Genomic DNA, 16,913 nt, shown 5'->3' with positions numbered 1-16,913 from the left:
GGAGTGAGTGATTATTCAACAGAGATTAGTGGTTATTTCTTTGGACGCGCTGGGCAGTCGCGATTTGGATGAGCATTTAGATGAGTTGCCCAATTTACATCGATTGGTCGTCACTGGGACGCGGGTCCGCCAGGTACGGGGCATTTATCCCACGCTGACGTATCCCTCGCACACGACCATTATCACGGGCCAGTACCCGCGGGTCCACGGCATCGTCAACAATACCAAATTACAGCCGCAACGGCAGTCACCGGACTGGTACTGGTACCAGCGCGACGTCAAGGTACCGACGTTGTACGATCTGGTTCGCCAGCAACATAAGCAGACGGCGGCCTTTCTGTGGCCCGTAACGGCCGGCAGTAAGATTACCTATAATTTAGCGGAGATCTTCCCCAACCGCATCTGGACTAATCAGGTGTTGGTCTCACTCAAGGCTAGTAGTCCGGCCTTCTTGTTGCGGATGAACCAAAAGTACGGGCATTTACGCCGGGGCATTCAGCAGCCCGAACTCGATGACTTCATCACGGCCTGTGCGGTCGACACGTTGACCCATAAGCAACCGTGGTTAACGCTGATTCATCTGGTCGACATGGACAGCATGCGCCACCGTTACGGCGTGCGCTCGGCTGAGGCCATGGTGGCGTTGAAGCGCCTGGATAAACGGGTCGGTCAGCTGATCGACGCGACGATTGCGGCGGGGACCTTTGCCGAAACGAATTTTGCCATTCTGGGGGACCATTACCAGATCAACGTCGACCACATGATCCACCTGAATCAGGCCTTTGCCCAGCGGGGTTGGTTAACGCCGACCGCGAATGGGACCGTCAAGAATGATTGGCACGTTTTGGCGAAGTCCTGTGATGGGAGTACCTATGTGTATACCCGTAATTTTGCGGATACGAAGAACTTACGGGAGCTGTTAGAAGCAACCCAAGGGGTCACGGTCGTGATTGATGGACCAGCGGCTACCGAACGCGGGGCCGACCCGCATTGTCGCTTCATGGTCGAGGCACAGGCCGGGTATTACTTTACCGATGAGACCAACCGGCCCGCCGTGGTCGAGGCCGTTGACCCGGCTAGTCTGGGTCAGCCTGACCGTTACCATGGCGTGCACGGGTACGATCCCGATAAGCCGGATTACTTCACCACGCTGGTCTTGAACGGACCGGCCGTGAAAGAAAATCAGACGATCGACCAAGCACGGTTGATCGATGAGGCGCCGACGTTTGCCAAACTGTTGGGGCTCCAGTTTCCCGAACCCTTGCCCGGTCACGCACTGACGGCTGCCTTCAAGGGGGTGCCCGATGCGCCGACTAAATAAGGAACAATGGAGCTGGGTCTTCTACGATTGGGCCAACTCCGGTTACGGCATCATCGTCACGACCGCCGTCTTGCCCATCTACTTCAAGGGCATCGCGGAGGCCAGTGGGGTCACGGCGGCCAACGCCACGGCCTATTGGGGTTATGCCAATAGCTTGGGGACGTTACTCGTGGCCATCTTAGCCCCATTTCTGGGCGCCCTAGCGGATTACCAGGGATTTAAGAAACGCTTACTGACGGGGTTTGCCTCGTTGGGGATGCTGATGACGGTGGGGCTGGCCCTCTTGCCCGCAACCCAGTGGCAATGGCTCCTAGTCGTCTATATTCTCTCCGTTTTGGGTTATTCCGGCGGGAACCTGTTCTACGATAGCTTCCTGACGGACGTGAGTGACGACCAGCAAATGGACCGTATCTCCAGCGTCGGTTATGGCTTTGGCTATCTGGGTGGCGTGATTGCCTTTATTTTATTTATGATCCTGCAGCTTACCCACGGCTTCGGTCAGCTCTCGAGTACGGCTGTGGCTCGGTGGGGCTTTGTCCTCGCCGCCGTCTGGTGGGTCGTCTTCTTTATCCCGATTCAACGTCACGTTCACCAGCGCCATGCTCTGGCCGTGACTCAGGCACCGCTCAAGCAGAGTTGGCAGCGGGTGTGGGTCACGCTCAGTCACATTCGCCAGCACAAATACCTGGCCTGGTTTCTGGTGGCCTACTTCTGTTACATCGATGGCGTCGATACCATCTTTACCATGGCGACCTCAATCGGGTTAGACATTGGCATTACCAGTACCACCTTGATTGTGGTGCTCCTGGTGGTCCAGCTGGTGGCCTTTCCGTTCTCGATTCTCTATGGGTGGTTAGCGGAGAAGACCAGCACGCGTTTGGGCATCCTGATTGCCATTGTGATGTACCTGTTGATTTGTGTGGCTGCTCTCAACTTGAAGACGGTCGGCAGCTTCTGGTTGCTGGCCGTGCTGGTGGGTACCAGTCAGGGTGGCATTCAGGCGCTTTCCCGGTCGTACTTTGGTCGACTAGTCCCCAAGGAGCGTTCGAGTGAATTCTTCGGTTTCTACAACATTTTGGGCAAGTTCTCCGCCGTGTTGGGTCCCATCTTAGTGGGGGTCGTGACGCAGTGGACCGGACAGTCGCGCATTGGGGCGGCCTCGCTGTCGATCCTGTTTATCCTGGGGCTCGTTATTTTCTGGGCGATTCCTAAATCAGCGACTGAAACTTCAAAATGAATGAATCTCTGGGTCGGTCAGCCTCACGTTTAGGTCTTGAAAATTGTTCTCCTGTACTTAATATGGTACAATTGTATCAATTAGATGTGCAGTATCAAATGCATGAAAGGAGCGATAGACATGCAAGCTACCACGTACACGGATTTTCGTAAAGATCTGAAGAGATATATGGATAAAGCCACTGGTGATTTTGAACCGATTACAATCACTCGTAAGAATCAGCAAAATGCTGTGCTTATTTCAGAGGAAGAATATAACAATATGATTGAGAACCGGTACATTTTAGATAATCCAGCTAATCGTGAATGGCTACAGACCTCATTGGATCAGGCAAAGCGTGGTCAGGTAGTTAAGCATGATTTGGTAGAGCCGGGCGCCGATAATGAATAAAATGTTTACCGAAAATGCTTGGCAAGATTATATGTGGCTTCTAAAGAACGATAAGCGCGCTTTAAAGAGGGTTAATATGTTGCTGAAGGATGTTTCAAGAACACCCTTCACCAGTGTTGGTAAACCTGAACCATTACATGAAAACCTTGCTGGTTATTGGTCAAGGCGTGTTAATGAAAAAGACCGGTTAATCTACAAAGTGGCAGACGAAGTAATTACCATATTAGCTTGCCGGACACACTATAACGATAGATAGTAAGAAAGCTCATGGCATTAAGGGCTTTTGAAAGAGCTTTATATCAAGCAAAATACCGTTAGCACGCAAATACAGCTTTAAGGAAAATAGCGTAAGAGTCAAAAAGGACGGCTACATCTCATTTCTGTGGGGATGCACCGGCCTTTTTAATTAGTTTTGACCGTGACGAACAGGGGGTTAAGGGAATTTTAAGAATGCCTGTTACTGGGGCTTTTTAGAATCGTTGGTTTCCATCGTTCCGGAAAAATGTTATTCTAGGTAAACGAATGAAAAGATAAAGTAGGTGTAAAGATGAAGATTGCTGTGGTCACCGATAGTACCAGCTATTTGTCCGCAGAAGAAGTTGAGCGGTATCACATTCACGTTGTCCCGATTCCGGTGATCATGGATGGTCGCTCCTACGATGAAGATGTTGATATCTCCACCAGTGAATTCTACGAGAAATTACGCAATTCCAAATCATTCCCCAGCACGTCACAACCACCGCTGGGTGAAATGATCAATTTATATAACCAATTAGCCGATGAGGGCTACGACGCCGTCATCAGTATTCATCTGGCCAGCACCATTTCTGGCTTTGTGAACCAATTGAAAAATATTGCCCCCACGATTGAAAATATTCGGGTGATTCCGTACGACTCCCAAATCACCGTTAAATTGATGGGTTATTTGGCCATTGAGGCCTCCCGAATGGCTACTGAGGGAAGTACCCCCGAAGCTATCATCGCGCGCTTAGACGACTTGCGGTCCACGATTGGCGAATACTTCGTCGTCGATGACCTACAGAACCTGGTACGGGGCGGGCGGTTGTCTAACGCATCCGGCTTTATTGGCAGCGTATTACGGATCAAGCCATTACTGACGTTTGATGATGAGACTCACGAAATCGTGGCCTTTGAAAAGGTTCGGTCCCGTAAAAAGGCGCTTGCCCGGGTCGAGGACCTCTTCGTTGAGGCCCAAGCCCAGGTGGATTATCCATTACGGGCCTTGGTAATTAACGCCAACGATCCCGAGGGCGGTCAGACCTGGGCCACCAAGATTGCTACGCAGTATCCGGAAATTCCGGTTGAGCAATCTTACTTCGGTCCCGTGATTGGTGCGCACTTAGGGGAGAAGGCCTTGGCCTTAGCCTGGATCAAGGATTTTGATCGCGCATAAGTCGTGCAAGTCGGCAATGAATATGGTATGCTATCTCCTGTAATTAAATTTACGGAGTAGGAAGTAAGGCGTCAAGTGCTGGTGGAACGCAATGTGAACACCGGACGAAGGGAATGTGTCCCGCGATCTTATTTCCGCATTGACCGCAGCAATGTGGCAACTCCCTTAGGAGATGTCTGAATTGAAGACGATGGCAAAAACCCAGCTGCCAAAGCTGGACACTTTGAGTTTGGTAACGATGGGACTACTGATGGCTTTGCAATTAGTAATCAGTCGGTTCTCGGTCGGCAACAGTTTTATCAAGGTCAGTTTTACCTTTCTGATCGTGGCGTTGTTGGCCAAATGGTTTGGTCCCTGGTGGGGGATGATGACGGCAGCTGTCGTCGACGTAGTGGGGACCCTAATGACGGGTGGGCCGTTCTTTATCGGCTTTACCGTGTCAGCAATCCTAGGGTCACTGATTTACGCGGTCTTTCTCTACCAGAAACCGGTGACATGGACCCGGGTGATTCTGGCCTCGGTGCTTATCTCCTTGTTGGTCAACGCTTTGTTGAACACCTTGTGGGTAACCATCATGTACCACACACCATTCTGGGGTTTACTGCCAGTTCGGCTGGTTAAGCAACTGATTGTGACGCCAATTCAAATTGTGTTAGTTTACCTGTTGTTGCAGAGTCGCGTGATTCAAACGATTCAGGAACGTTTAAATCGATAGTGATCTGAGCACCGTTTTGGTTAAAGCCAGGACGGTGTTTTTAAATGCCGTTATAGCGAGAGCGATAAACTAATTACTTTAACTTATAATAACAAACCTGACCACCACACCCATGACATCACACAAACCAACTAACAAACAGCTCCCGTCACTAGCGAAAAAATCAGGTCACCGGCCCAACCCTTAACTTTTTCTATGAAATCAGGGTGGGTGCTTGCGCCGGTAACCGATTTCGACTATAACGGGAGAAGATAAGATGAGCAGAATTCAGGGAGGACGAACAACGTGAAACGACTATTACAACTCTATACTAAATATCAGGATATCTTGGCGTACCTGATTTTCGGGGGCCTAACGACGCTGGTCAACTTGGTCGTTTTCTACGTCACGGCAACCCTGTGGGGCTGGAACTACCAGGTCGGCAACGTCTGGGCCTGGTTCCTATCCGTGCTATTTGCCTACCTGACCAACCGGGTGTGGGTCTTCCATTCCCACTTCACAACGTTCAAGGCCTTGGTCAACGAGGTCGTCTCGTTTTTCCTAGCCAGAGGGGCGACGTTGATCATGGACATGGCCATCATGTGGTTAGGGGTGTCGATGTTACAGCAAAATGAAATGCTGACGAAGCTGGTCGACCAAGTGGTGGTTGTGCTGGCAAATTACTTCTTTAGTAAATGGTTCGTGTTTAAGAAAAACAAAGCGTCTTCAGTGGACGATTAACAAAAACAAGGTACGCAAGCCAAAATTGGTTTGCGTGCCTTGTTTTTTTGCCAAAGAGCTAATTAGCTTACAGCCCCTTATTGAACGACAAACGCTTATTTAGCATTTTCTTGAAGTAATTGCTCGTATATCTGGTTATACGTATCCAGATAGTCGTGAGTGATGTAAGGCTTAAGCAGTTCGTAGGCCGATTCCGTGAGGGTAACTTTGGGGAAAGTCGTCGCGTAAAAGGGCGCAGCTTTTGAGACCCAGAAAGTGGGTGCCAGGACGCAAAGGTAGGCTAAATTTTGGTAAGACTTAGCCGTGTATTCAGAATTCAAGACGCCGTTAGCTTTTAAATAGTCAAATATTTGACTGTATTTCGCAAGCACGTGCTCTCTAAACCGATCAATGTTCGTGCGGGCCTTTTCGGAGTCCTGATAAAAAGCTGAAATATTTTCATAGTAATAAGGATTATCAGTTTCGTTCTGTTTGGCCTCAAAAAATGATTGCAGTAATAAGGTCAAAACCTTTTGGGGTTCGGCAGTTAGATCAATTTCAGATAGAAAATGGCTTTCTGCTTGTTCTTGAAGCGAAGCCAACAAATCATCTTTCTGGGGGAAATAGTAGGTTAGGTTACCGATGGTCGTTCCCGCTGCGGTCGCAATTTCTCGTAAGGTAACATTGTTATAGCCTTTTTCATTAAATAATTCAGAAGCGGTTCTACTGATATTATCTTTCGTTTTCTTCAAAGAATCATCTCCATAAGCCTAGTTTACCAAATAATTAGGGGGTTAAACACCCAAAGTCCCCTTGACAGCTTTTATAGTACAGTGTACTATAAAGATACCGTACGGCGTACTAAAAATAAAAGTGAGGTTAACGATTATGACGACAATTAGAGTACGACCTGCCGCTCAGAACCCAGGGCGCATGATCAGTTCCAAGATGGATATTGAAGACTTTTTGGAATTAACGAAGCGAACCGAGTGCGACTGCACCTGTGTTGGGACAACCTATGAATTGACACCCGAGAGTCAGCGAGAAGACTTTGTCGATGTCGCCACTGAAATTGGTGACCGGCGTCTTAAGTATGCTAAGCAAATGGAAAGCGAAGATAATTTAGTCACTGCTGCAAATTTCTATCTGCGTGCCAGTGCCTGCTATCGGGTTGCCGATTACGGGTTGCCTGGTATTACGGATGAAAAATTGGCTGTCTACAAAAAATTGGTTTCATCATTTCAAAATTATTTACGTCTGGGACCGGACAACGTTTCCGTGATTAATATCCCATTTGAAGACAAAACAATGGAAGGCTATTACGGTATTCCAGACAATTGCAAGCCAGATACGCCGGTCTTAGTCTTCATTCCGGGTGCCACGGGCTTCAAGGAAGAGAACTATTTCATTGCCCATTACTTTTATGACAGAGGCATTCCGTTCATTATTTTCGATGGGCCAGGGCAAGGGACTTCGTTGTACTTTAAACAAATGTACTTAGGCGTTGACAACTATGTAAGCGCTGTTAAAAATGTCATTGATTTTGTTCGTGCCGATGATCGGGTTGGGGATAAGGTTGCCCTTCACGGGATTAGTTACGGTGGCTTCTTAGCAACGCAAGCGGCCTGTGCCTTGAATGATGACATTTGTGGGGTTATCTCCCGCGGTGGGACGGACAAGACTGATACGCTGACGAAACATCCTTGGGCCGGGCAAGAAAACTTCTACCTCAGTGGTTTTTTACGGAAATTCAATGTCGATGACTTGGAGACGTGTTCAAAAATGTCATCAGCCCAAGATATCACAGATGACCTGTATAAGATCACTGTGCCACTACTAATCATTCATTCCCACGAAGATCCAATCTTGGGTGTGGCAGGTGCTAAACGTATCTATAATCTGTGTTCATCAACGGATAAATATTACGCTGATTTTCCCGGTAATACGCATTGTGTTAATGACCAAAACGACACGGCCAGTGCTTTAGCGGCCGATTGGATGGGTAAACGAATGCTAAATCGGTAAGACGCTGACAGCTATTTGGTGGAAGACTTACTCAAATAAGGAAACCGGTTATGCGCAGAATATCTTGATTCTTTCAATCATCAGTAGGTTTCAAGTTATGTCCGTAACCTAAAATCCCATCTAGCTTCTAACAGTCGTTAGAAACTAGATGGGATTTTTGAGTATTTGTGAATAGCTTAGAGCTCAGGTGGTTACCGGGTGTTAAGCCGCAACTCGTTCCGGACGTTGCCGGTGATTAGCCGTAAGCCGGTAAAAGGCGGCGACGGCCAGGCCACCAATGACGATGCCCAGCGCATTGGCTAGGACGTCATTGATATCGCTGCTCCGGTTGATCAGCCAGTGGTGGGAGAGTACGTATTGGATGGTCTCGACACTGCTGCCAACGAAGAGCCCGCAGAAGCCGACGCCGAAGATAGACAACTTAGGAAGCGCCCATTTCAGCAGGAGACCCAGTGGAATTGTTAAGATGATATTTTCCAAGAAACCGAGGTTGAAGACGTCTAGGTTGGTCAGATTGACCCGCCCAATGCCAATCGGCATGATGTAGATACCAGTACCATCAAATGAAATCGGGGTAAAAAGAATCGCGGCTAAACCCGTTAAGTAGCTTAGCACTAAGAGGGCGAACCAGCGATGTTTACCACCGGTTGCGACGATGAGCAGGCCGCTTAGTCCAGCCATTAAGATAATGAGTAATAAGGGTTCCCAACGCATCGAACCACCTCCATGAATTTTTGTGTGTCTGTCGTGTCCGTTAACATGTTCCTAGACTACAACAGAATTCTCAGTTACGGGGAACTTTGACCGGAGTTTTAAGGTTTCTTGGGTCCTTTAGGAAAATCGTAAGGACTTGGTCAAAGAAACATCACAGTTTTTCGGGGATTTGTGGTTAGCGCGCGGCCGACAAAAACGCCCAGGCCCTTTTTCTATGCTAGTTTATATGGTCGAAACGTGCGACAAAAAGCAGCCGGTTCCGCTTAAAACTGATAACCAAACAATCCCAAAACCAGGATTATTCGGTTATCAGCCTTAATGCTCGCCGGCTAACCGCCTTTTGTCCCACTCTCAATTCAGTCAGCGAGTGCGTTTCGTTTCAAATCCAACTGGAAACGGGCAATGATCAGGCCATTTAACCCGATGATCATCAGCAACATCGTCCACCAGGCGCCAGGTAAAGCCAGATTGGTAGAAATGGCCGCCCGTAGCACCTGAATCAGGTAGGTCATCGGTAACCAGGGATTGAGGGCTTGGGCCAGCGGACTCACTAAGGGGAGCGGGTAAAGACCACCGGAACTGGCCAGCTGCAGGACCAGGACGATGGAAATCAGCCAGGTTCCGAAGCCGCCTAGTAGGAGTCGTAAGCAGAAAATGAGGGATAGAAAGAGCAGCGACCCGACGAAAATGGCACTGAAGAGCATCAGACGGGACTGGACAGTCAAGGTATTGGCTTGGCGCAGGGTCGCGTAGAGCAGACCACTTTGCCCCAGGGCGACCGTGCCGATGATGACGGCCTTGCTGGCCCACCAGGTGAGGGCGTTACGTGGCCGACGGTAGGTTCGGCGGCCGTCGTACATGGTACCGAGGGCAATGCCGCCGACATAGAGCCCAATGGCAATCGCAAATGGCGCCATACCAGTGCCGTTGTTGGGTACACTCGCTACATCATGGCTGTGAGCAATTACGGGTTGAGCGAGGACCCGAGCGTTAGCGGGCCGGGTTGCCAGGGTCGCCAGCCGTTGACCTCCAACAGCCAAGCTGGTTCCTAGCGATTGACTGCCGGTGTGAAGTTGCGTCAGGCCTTGTTGCGTGGCGGTTAAGCCAGCAATCAGGGCGGGTTGCTTGACCGTTTGTGTGGCGACTTGCAGGGAACGGTTGCCTGCTTGCAGGCGCTGGGTGCCGCTAGTGAGCAGCCGACTCCCGGCTGCTGCCCGCGTCATTCCGGCAGCGGCACCATGGAGTGCCTGCAACAGCACCTGGGTCTCCAACTGCGTGACGTTGTGGCTAACTTTCGTCGTGATGGTGTTAGCCGCACCGGTCGTCATTTTAGAGACGATGAAGTTGGCGCCTGAGTTCAGATCATAGTGTAGCTGAAGTTGGTGGGGCGTGTCAGTCAGAAGCGTTGTCGCGTTGCGGGAGAAACTGGCCGGAATCGTGACTACCAGATAGAGCTTGCCAGCTTTGAGTCGACGTTGTGCCGTGGTAGCACTCAAGTGGTGAAAGTCTAACGCCGCGGATTTGTCCAGGTTACGGGTCAGCTGTTGACCAATAGCGACGCGGTGCCCCTGATCGGTAACGGGCTGGTCGTGATTGACCACGGCAACCGGGATATCAGCTGAGTGGCCGTACGTGTTCCACATAGAGGAGAGGTAAAAGTAACAGTAAATTGCGGGAATCAACGCAATCATTAACAAGACGACCAACATCATTTTGTGTTGGCGTAGGTAGGTCCATTCGGCTTTGAGCATGAGCAACCGCCCCTTTCAAATTAACAGCTTGTTGATTGAACGGGGCTAGCATAACAGCACGAAAATGTTCAGACAATCAACATCTTGGTACCAATTGTTGAGTTACTCAGACCAGCGGGCGACTGTCGTTTCTTTGCGAAACCTTATCAAATCAGCTGACTTAACCAGCGACACTGTGGCCGGTGATGTTGATTGACGGTGACGTTCAAAAGTTTTTTAATGGGAGCCGACTAAACAATCTGTTCAGGGAGGTGCATCATGGAAACGGATGCGAAAAGATTGGCCACGGAGGTCAAAATTCAGCGGGCCTTTATCCAGTTGGTGACGACGGTTGGGTTTGATCGGCTGACTGTTCAGCGGTTGAGTCAGGCAGCGCAAATCAACCGGGGAACCTTTTACCTCCATTACTTAGACAAGTACGACCTGTTAACCCATTTAGAAAATGACCTAGTGACGCAGGTCCAGGAGATTTTTCAGCGGTATCCAAAGCCAGGGACGGGACCCACTACGACGGATGCCTTTGGGCAGTTGTTCACCTACCTGTACCGTCAGCGGCAGTTGGCCGTGGTCCTGCTAAATAGCCCGGCGTCGCAGTTGCGTGGGCGGGTCAAGACGCTGATTTTGACCGTTATTGGTCCAGCCACGGCCTCGCCCATTTCACCAGCTATCGCGCGCGAATTGGTGGCGCAAGGTATTCTTGATTTTGTGGGTAATTGGTTAGGGCAGGAGCCCGTGCCATCGCCAGAGCAGGCTTACACGATTTTTAAGCAGACCAAAAGCCTGTCGCCACAACAGCTGTTAGGAGGCACCGAGTGAGTCTACGAGGTGATCACCATATTGTTGTGTAAGCGTTTTAAAGAACAGCAATCCATGATATGATGGTGCCAAAGGGGTGGAGACTATGAAATTACGACAGGCAGTCGGGATTGTTCTGGGATTAACCGTCGGCGTGACACTGGGGCTAGCTTCGGCTCAGACCGCGCAGGCTTCGCAGAAGTACACGGTGGTTTCAGAAAAGTGGCCGACTCAGCGACCAACTTGTCGGGCCAAGACACCCAATAAAAAGGTGGCCATGTGGAATAAGAAACACACGAAACGGCACGGTTACTTGACGGATAGACCGAATACGACCTTTGCTCGGGCCTCAACCGTCGTTTTAAAGCATGGTCAGACGAAAGCCGTTTACTACTCCTCGTTGCGGGTGGGACCAAGGCCCATCCGAAAGCGACGGCCGGCTACGTTTGGCGGGGGTACGTGACGCAGGGGTTGGCGCTGGACCGGCTGAAGAGCCGTTACGTGCCAATGGGGTGGTTCACGAACAATCGGGACTACCAAGACTACCTCAAGCTTTCGCCAACTCAGGGCATTACCCGGGCGATAGCCAAATCGTTACCTAACATGAAATTAACCTATGATTTAACTAATATCGCTGCGTATGAATTTGGTCAGAAACTGGGTAACGAGGATCCAGCACTGCCAATGGTTAAGAAGAGCGTGCTGAAACCAAATAAGTATCAGCACGTGACCTATTTCCCTAAAGTGACCGAATATCTGGCAACGAGCAACGCCGTCAGCACGACGAAACGGGTCAAAAAGGTTAAACAGATTTGGGCCAACGATTACGGCTATACGGCTGCTAAACTGGGAAAGCTTAAAAATTATGAAATTGGCTTAAACATCGAGGAAAATGTTAAGGGAAAGCCTTCTATTGATAATGGTCCGAATGCAGAAAAGTTCTACGCGTTTGCGATTGGGCAGCGGGTGGATTAGTAGGGCTAAAGATTTTAAGCCTAAATATTAACGTGATAGGGAACTACCGCCATTTGAAACGCCGGTGGTTAAATACCAAACAAAAGGTGTCCATCTTCTCAGAAATGTTTGAGAGGATAGGCACCTTTGTCTGTCAGGGCCTTAACGTTACGATTAAAACTATAAATTAACAAATAAGATTCTTTTCTTGTTAATATTTACAAATCTGATAGAATGAATCTAACTGTTAAAGAACGTCTACGGAGGACAATAAAATGAATAACGCTGTCGTGATTAATAATGTTCAAGATTGGTTAAAGGCTAATAACCGGTCGCAGAAGTGGTTGGCCGAGCAAATTGCTGTTACCCCGGGATTAATGAGTCAAATTTTAAGTGGTAAGCGTAAGTTACAGACGAAACAACTGATTAACATTGCGACTGTCATTAACGTTCCTTTGGAGGAGCTGACCATGAGCCAGGCAGAACGGAATTTGCAGGCACCTAGTTATCAGTTACGCGGATCGTTGTCAAATGAAAGTTCGAAGCAAGCCTTTGATCAGTTACTTTGGGACATCGAACGATACGTTGAACTAGAGGATAGTGCTAATGGCAGATGATGTTAGGACCGTGTTTTCTGAAAACATTGCCGAGATTGCGGCCAATGCGTTTCTTACGGAGAACTTTGGTCTAGATATCTTCATGGGTGCCGATATTGAAAGTGTCCTATCAGCTAGAGCCCAGGTAATTTATCAGGACGTTGACGATTCAGAATATTCTGGTGCGGCAATTTCGTTTCGTCAGCAAAATTTTGTTGTCTTAAACACTTGGCAGCCACTACGTGCACGGTATTATAGTGCGGCTCATGAACTATGGCACTTGGCCCTGAAAGCGGAACTCTTTGGTCCTGAAAACAAAAAAATTATGGCGCAGGTACAATTGCCCTTATTTGATATGGAACGTGCGGCGGATCATTTTGCTGCTGCAGTGATGATGCCTAAGGAAGCCATGCTGGCAACCTGGTCAAAATATGTGGGGTTACAACCATCGCCTGACAAACAAGTTGCTCAGGCCGGTATTGTGCGTATCGCAAATATTTCATCAATGCCCTATGTGGCGGTTGCTCGACGGTTGAAAGAGCTAGGACTTCTCTTAAGCAAAAGCTTAGTGAAGTTGTCGGAAAGCGACTGGCGTGATTACGTCCGCCACTCAAATTTTCCACCCAGTTCATTAGATCAGGCTGTCCATTTTAAAAAATTTGCCGGAATGGCCGAACTCATTAACCAGTTGGTGGCGAAACAGCAAATCACCTTGACGGAAGCCGCAAGCTTGGCGGCACATACGGAACCTCAGTTGGCGGTTGACCTTTTGAATAGACGGCAAGAACAAGTTGACCGACTCAGTGAGGACGATGCGTGAATAGACGAAAAGCACGTGTATTTATCGACACAAATATGTTGATTTTTGCTATGCAGTACCACAAGGAAAATGTTTTTGAATGGATTGATTTACTGTACGGCAACGTCTGGATCCACATGGATGTGCTAGCAGAGTTATTACAAGGTCGAGCAATTGTGGAACGTGAAAGACGGCAGCGTAATTGGCAGATCTTTGACACCAGCAAGCTAACCGCAAACGAAAAGGTTATTTACGCCAGTTATGTGGCTGAAATTAAAAATGCTTTTCGCCAGATGAACTTAACGCGTGCGGCTCAAGGAAAACGGGCGAAGAATACCGCTGATATTGGCGAGATTGCCACGTTAGCCGTTTGTTTACTCGAGGATGCTCAACTTATTTGTAGCGATGACGCGGATATTCAAACGGTTGTTAGACAAGAGCACTATTCTTACATTGATACGGATGGGGCGCAACATTTGATTGCTCAAGATTCGGCTGAAGATTTTTGTGTTTATTGCGTGACCGAAGCTGGCGTTGCGAAATCAAAGGTACGCCACTTCTACAAAACCTTGTTTGAAGATACAACTACTCGTGCGTACAAGCTGGCGGCGTTAGATGATCGCTTTGGAGAGTAAATTCGCTCCAAAGAGAGTTAATATAGTCTTTCGAAAAGCGGTGCGATAAGGAACTTATGCTACGCGATACGAAACAAAGGAGGCCATCTTCTCAGAACAGAGAGGATGGCCACCCTTGTTTCGTTTAATTTTCACGGCGGAAATGACCACGTTACTGATGGCTGGCCTGCACCGGGGGCTATTTTCCGGCCTGAGTTTGCTCAAAATCACCCCGTATGTTACGGTTAGAGTCTACGGAAAAATGAGGAGTGACGTTAATGAGTGTGGCAGGTTGCTGTGACATGTCCGGCAAGAACGCGTACACAGATTAGCAAGCAGCACGACAACAATTCAATGAACCGATGAAGCGTTTCTCCAGGCTGTTCGCTGCAAGGAGAGAAAATGAATTTAAAAGAAATTACCCAATTAGATCAAATCTTGGCAAAGGTGGCCTCGTTTACTCACAGTACCCGGGCGGCTACGGCCATTCAAACCGCGACCAATCAGACGGCCATCGCTAGCGTTCGCAAAGAACTAGCGCTGACGGCGGAAGCCCACCAGCTATTGGCCAACAACGTGGTCTTTACTTACTTCGACTTGGACCAGATGGACGCACTACAGACGAAGCTGGATCAAGGGCTGATGTTAAACGCCCCACAATTGGACCTCGTCAATCACTTTTTGATTAACCTACGTCGCTTGAAAACGACCCTGCAGGCTAACCAGCAACAGGCCACCCAGCTAACGGAACTATTGGCATCATCGACGCAGCTCACCGGGCTCCAACAACGCTTGGAACACGTCATCGTGCACGGCCAGGTGGCGGATGATGCCACGCCGGAGTTGGCTGAGATTCGCCAAAAAATCGTTAAGCAACGGCAACAGGTGCAGACAGCGCTGACGCAGTTTGTCCAGAAGCATCCCCATTCCGTCCAAAGCAAACGCCTGATTACCCGCAACGACCGGGTCTGTGTCCAGCTGAAGGCTGGCGAGAAAAACAAGTTTAAGGGCCAAATCATTGATCAGTCATCGACTGGGTCAACGGTCTTCTTTGAACCGGCAACGGTGGCGAAGAAGGGCGCCGTTCTCGCTGGGGTGATTGCGGACGAGAGCGCTGAAGTTTACCAATTACTAGTGACCTTAACGGGAGACGTCTTAGATAATTGGGACGCCCTGACCGAGAACCAAACCCTCCTCAGTCGATTCGACCAGATTATGGCGCGCGGCCAGTACGGTTTGGAAACCGGCAGTCAGCTGCCCACGCTGAATACGGACCAGCACGTTAAGATTGTCGCTGGCCGTCATCCTTTGTTAAAGCACGCGGTGCCCCTCGATATCGAATTGACGCCGCAACAGGGTCTGATGATCACTGGTGCCAACTCCGGGGGCAAGACGGTCGTTTTGAAGACAATTGCGCTATTTGCCTTGATGATTCAGTTTGGCTTGGAATTGCCAGTTGATGCCGGGACGCAGATGCCCGTCTTCAGCCAGTTCTGGGTCGACATTGGCGATAACCAAAGCATCACGGCGCAGCTCAGTACCTTTGCGGCTGAGATGACGACGCTGGTCGACATGACCGATCACATTCAGGATAATGCGTTGGTCTTGCTTGATGAAATTGGGAGCGGGACCGATCCAGAAGAGGGGTCTGCCCTGAGCATTGCTATCATTGAGTATCTTCGCCAGAAAAAGGCAACCATCATTGCGACGACCCACTTCAGTGCCATCAAGGAATACGCGGTCGACTGTCCGACGTTTATGACGGCCACCATGGCCTTTGATCCGAAAACGCTGGAGCCCACGTATCACCTGTTACTTAACCAGGTGGGGGCGAGTGAGGCCGTGTGGTTAGCTGAGCGGTTGGGCTTGTCTCCGGCTATCTTAGCCGACACCCGGCAGCGACTCGCAGCGAAGGAAGCTCAGTAAAAATCACGAAAAAAGGCGGTAACCGCTATGAGCTGGTTGCCGTCTTTTACTGTGGAAATTAGTCTAGTGGGCGGGTTGTCCTGAAAGTTAAGCGCACCGTGAACTGCTGGTTGCCGGTCTTGATGGCTAGTTTCCCGCCCAAGGCAGTCACCAGGGATTGCACAATGTTCAATCCCAACCCGAGACTTTCTGTGGAGTGATCATCGGTGGTGTAGAACTGCTCAGTCGTCATGGAATTTTCCACTGAAGTTACCGCGGTTTCATTTTGAAATTCGAGACAGATATGCTGATCATCCAGCGGTTTCAGGCTGACAGTGGCTGAGTTCTGTGCGTATTTGAGCCAGTTACCGACCAGATTTTGAACGATTCTTTGGAGTAAAAGCTGGTCGGTCGTGAGTGTGATATTAGGTGTAATCTGGGGAGTCACAGTAATCTGTTTTGCAGTCAAATCATCAAAGAAGCCAAACAGTTCCTGCTCCAGAAAATGGGACACGTTCACCGATTCCAGATTTAAATGATTCGCTTTGGTACGCACTAAATTAAAATCCATCAAGTAGCGTAAGTAGTAGTTGACGGACGCCAGGTTGTCTAGCACGCGTTGCAGGTTGATTGGGGTGGCGGCCGTTGGTTTTTGCTGAATCAACTGGACGTAGCCAGTAGCCACGGTCAGCGGTGTTTTGATGTCGTGCGTGAGGTTAAGCAGCATTCGCTCCAGGTGATGTTCACGCTGGTATTCCGTTTGCTGGAGGTTCTGGGTTTGGCTAAGCATGTGATTCAGGGCCAAGGCCAGTCGTTGGATGCCGCCAAAATGAAAATTACTTGTGATGCCGGCGTTGGTGGTGTGGGTATTGATATAGGTGAGATCCGTTGTGATGCGATGTAGTGCGCTGAGCAGTTGACTCAGGATAATCACAAGAACCAGGACCACCAAGACTAAGACGCCGATGATAAAAGTTAACATGA

19 protein-coding genes and 1 riboswitch are annotated in these 16,913 nt (G+C 49.3%); of the genes, 15 read left to right on the top strand and 4 right to left on the bottom strand.

Annotated features, from left to right (window positions below; genetic code table 11):
* The first annotated feature begins 7 nt into the window (after window positions 1–7).
* The 7 genes from ACEPST_RS12955 to ACEPST_RS12925 all read left to right on the top strand — a co-directional run bounded on the left by ACEPST_RS12955 (window position 8) and on the right by ACEPST_RS12925 (window position 5,797).
* Window positions 8–1,321 (top strand): alkaline phosphatase family protein, encoded by a 1,314-nt coding sequence (locus tag ACEPST_RS12955; RefSeq protein ID WP_204120749.1) that lies wholly within the window; start codon window positions 8–10, stop codon window positions 1,319–1,321.
* Entirely contained in the window at window positions 1,305–2,558 is a 1,254-nt protein-coding gene (locus ACEPST_RS12950; RefSeq protein WP_204120748.1) for an MFS transporter, read from the top strand. The genes ACEPST_RS12955 and ACEPST_RS12950 overlap by 17 nt, the downstream gene beginning before the upstream one ends.
* A 120-nt stretch (window positions 2,559–2,678) precedes the next feature.
* Window positions 2,679–2,948, top strand: a complete 270-nt coding sequence (locus ACEPST_RS12945) for a type II toxin-antitoxin system Phd/YefM family antitoxin (protein ID WP_239064484.1) — start codon at window positions 2,679–2,681, stop codon at window positions 2,946–2,948.
* Entirely contained in the window at window positions 2,941–3,204 is a 264-nt protein-coding gene (locus ACEPST_RS12940; RefSeq protein ID WP_204120746.1) for a Txe/YoeB family addiction module toxin, read from the top strand. The genes ACEPST_RS12945 and ACEPST_RS12940 overlap by 8 nt, the downstream gene beginning before the upstream one ends.
* A 291-nt stretch (window positions 3,205–3,495) precedes the next feature.
* Window positions 3,496–4,362 (top strand): DegV family protein, encoded by an 867-nt coding sequence (locus tag ACEPST_RS12935; RefSeq protein ID WP_203644972.1) that lies wholly within the window; start codon window positions 3,496–3,498, stop codon window positions 4,360–4,362.
* A gap of 50 nt (window positions 4,363–4,412) precedes the next feature.
* A riboswitch (THF riboswitch) is annotated at window positions 4,413–4,510 on the top strand.
* Between the two features lie 24 nt (window positions 4,511–4,534).
* Window positions 4,535–5,077 (top strand): folate family ECF transporter S component, encoded by a 543-nt coding sequence (locus ACEPST_RS12930; protein ID WP_203638275.1) that lies wholly within the window; start codon window positions 4,535–4,537, stop codon window positions 5,075–5,077.
* A gap of 285 nt (window positions 5,078–5,362) precedes the next feature.
* Window positions 5,363–5,797 (top strand): GtrA family protein, encoded by a 435-nt coding sequence (locus ACEPST_RS12925; protein WP_204120745.1) that lies wholly within the window; start codon window positions 5,363–5,365, stop codon window positions 5,795–5,797.
* A gap of 95 nt (window positions 5,798–5,892) precedes the next feature.
* Here ACEPST_RS12925 and ACEPST_RS12920 read toward each other — a convergent pair whose 3' ends face one another.
* The gene (locus ACEPST_RS12920; RefSeq protein WP_204120744.1) at window positions 5,893–6,528 is read right to left on the bottom strand and encodes a TetR/AcrR family transcriptional regulator; all 636 of its coding nucleotides are present in this window, start codon (window positions 6,526–6,528) and stop codon (window positions 5,893–5,895) included.
* 136 nt (window positions 6,529–6,664) lie between these two features.
* Here ACEPST_RS12920 and ACEPST_RS12915 point away from each other — a divergent pair, with 136 nt between their 5' ends.
* Window positions 6,665–7,801 carry an alpha/beta hydrolase gene (locus ACEPST_RS12915; RefSeq protein ID WP_204120743.1) on the top strand — a complete coding sequence of 379 codons (1,137 nt, stop codon included), beginning with the start codon at window positions 6,665–6,667 and terminating at the stop codon, window positions 7,799–7,801.
* A gap of 201 nt (window positions 7,802–8,002) precedes the next feature.
* Here the strand turns inward: ACEPST_RS12915 and ACEPST_RS12910 are convergent, their stop codons facing one another.
* Window positions 8,003–8,515, bottom strand: a complete 513-nt coding sequence (locus ACEPST_RS12910; RefSeq protein WP_204120742.1) for a VanZ family protein — start codon at window positions 8,513–8,515, stop codon at window positions 8,003–8,005.
* Window positions 8,516–8,871: 356 nt separating this feature from the next.
* Window positions 8,872–10,266, bottom strand: coding sequence for a YhgE/Pip family protein (locus ACEPST_RS12905; RefSeq protein ID WP_395390982.1), 1,395 nt, complete (start codon window positions 10,264–10,266; stop codon window positions 8,872–8,874).
* A gap of 258 nt (window positions 10,267–10,524) precedes the next feature.
* Between ACEPST_RS12905 and ACEPST_RS12900 the strand changes: the two genes are divergently transcribed.
* The 7 genes from ACEPST_RS12900 (at window position 10,525) to ACEPST_RS12870 (ending at window position 15,950) form a co-directional block, all read left to right on the top strand.
* Complete coding sequence (locus ACEPST_RS12900; protein ID WP_395390980.1) at window positions 10,525–11,082, top strand: TetR/AcrR family transcriptional regulator; 558 nt, start codon at window positions 10,525–10,527, stop codon at window positions 11,080–11,082.
* An 85-nt stretch (window positions 11,083–11,167) separates the two neighbouring features.
* A complete protein-coding gene (locus ACEPST_RS12895) occupies window positions 11,168–11,524 on the top strand; it encodes a hypothetical protein (protein WP_204120739.1) in 357 nt (118 codons plus the stop codon).
* On the top strand, window positions 11,521–12,036 hold the full coding sequence (locus tag ACEPST_RS12890; protein ID WP_204120738.1) for a hypothetical protein: 516 nt from the start codon (window positions 11,521–11,523) through the stop codon (window positions 12,034–12,036). Before ACEPST_RS12895 ends, ACEPST_RS12890 begins: the two co-directional genes overlap by 4 nt.
* Before the next feature lie 254 nt (window positions 12,037–12,290).
* Window positions 12,291–12,632 (top strand): helix-turn-helix domain-containing protein, encoded by a 342-nt coding sequence (locus tag ACEPST_RS12885; RefSeq protein ID WP_204120737.1) that lies wholly within the window; start codon window positions 12,291–12,293, stop codon window positions 12,630–12,632.
* Window positions 12,622–13,431 (top strand): ImmA/IrrE family metallo-endopeptidase, encoded by an 810-nt coding sequence (locus ACEPST_RS12880; RefSeq protein WP_204120736.1) that lies wholly within the window; start codon window positions 12,622–12,624, stop codon window positions 13,429–13,431. Before ACEPST_RS12885 ends, ACEPST_RS12880 begins: the two co-directional genes overlap by 11 nt.
* Window positions 13,428–14,045 carry a hypothetical protein gene (locus tag ACEPST_RS12875; protein ID WP_204120735.1) on the top strand — a complete coding sequence of 206 codons (618 nt, stop codon included), beginning with the start codon at window positions 13,428–13,430 and terminating at the stop codon, window positions 14,043–14,045. The genes ACEPST_RS12880 and ACEPST_RS12875 overlap by 4 nt, the downstream gene beginning before the upstream one ends.
* Before the next feature lie 381 nt (window positions 14,046–14,426).
* Window positions 14,427–15,950, top strand: a complete 1,524-nt coding sequence (locus tag ACEPST_RS12870) for an endonuclease MutS2 (RefSeq protein WP_204120734.1) — start codon at window positions 14,427–14,429, stop codon at window positions 15,948–15,950.
* 58 nt (window positions 15,951–16,008) lie between these two features.
* On the opposite strand, the gene ACEPST_RS12865 is transcribed toward ACEPST_RS12870, so the two are convergent.
* Window positions 16,009–16,911: a sensor histidine kinase gene (locus tag ACEPST_RS12865; RefSeq protein WP_204120733.1), complete on the bottom strand. Its 903-nt coding sequence runs from the start codon at window positions 16,909–16,911 to the stop codon at window positions 16,009–16,011.
* Window positions 16,912–16,913 lie beyond the last annotated feature (2 nt).

Source organism: Levilactobacillus sp. FUA 3915, from assembly GCF_044053135.1.
Taxonomy (GTDB): Bacteria; Bacillota; Bacilli; order Lactobacillales; family Lactobacillaceae; genus Levilactobacillus; species Levilactobacillus lanxiensis.
Note: the sequence above shows the minus strand (reverse complement) of the source record. Positions and strands in the feature narration are given on the sequence as shown.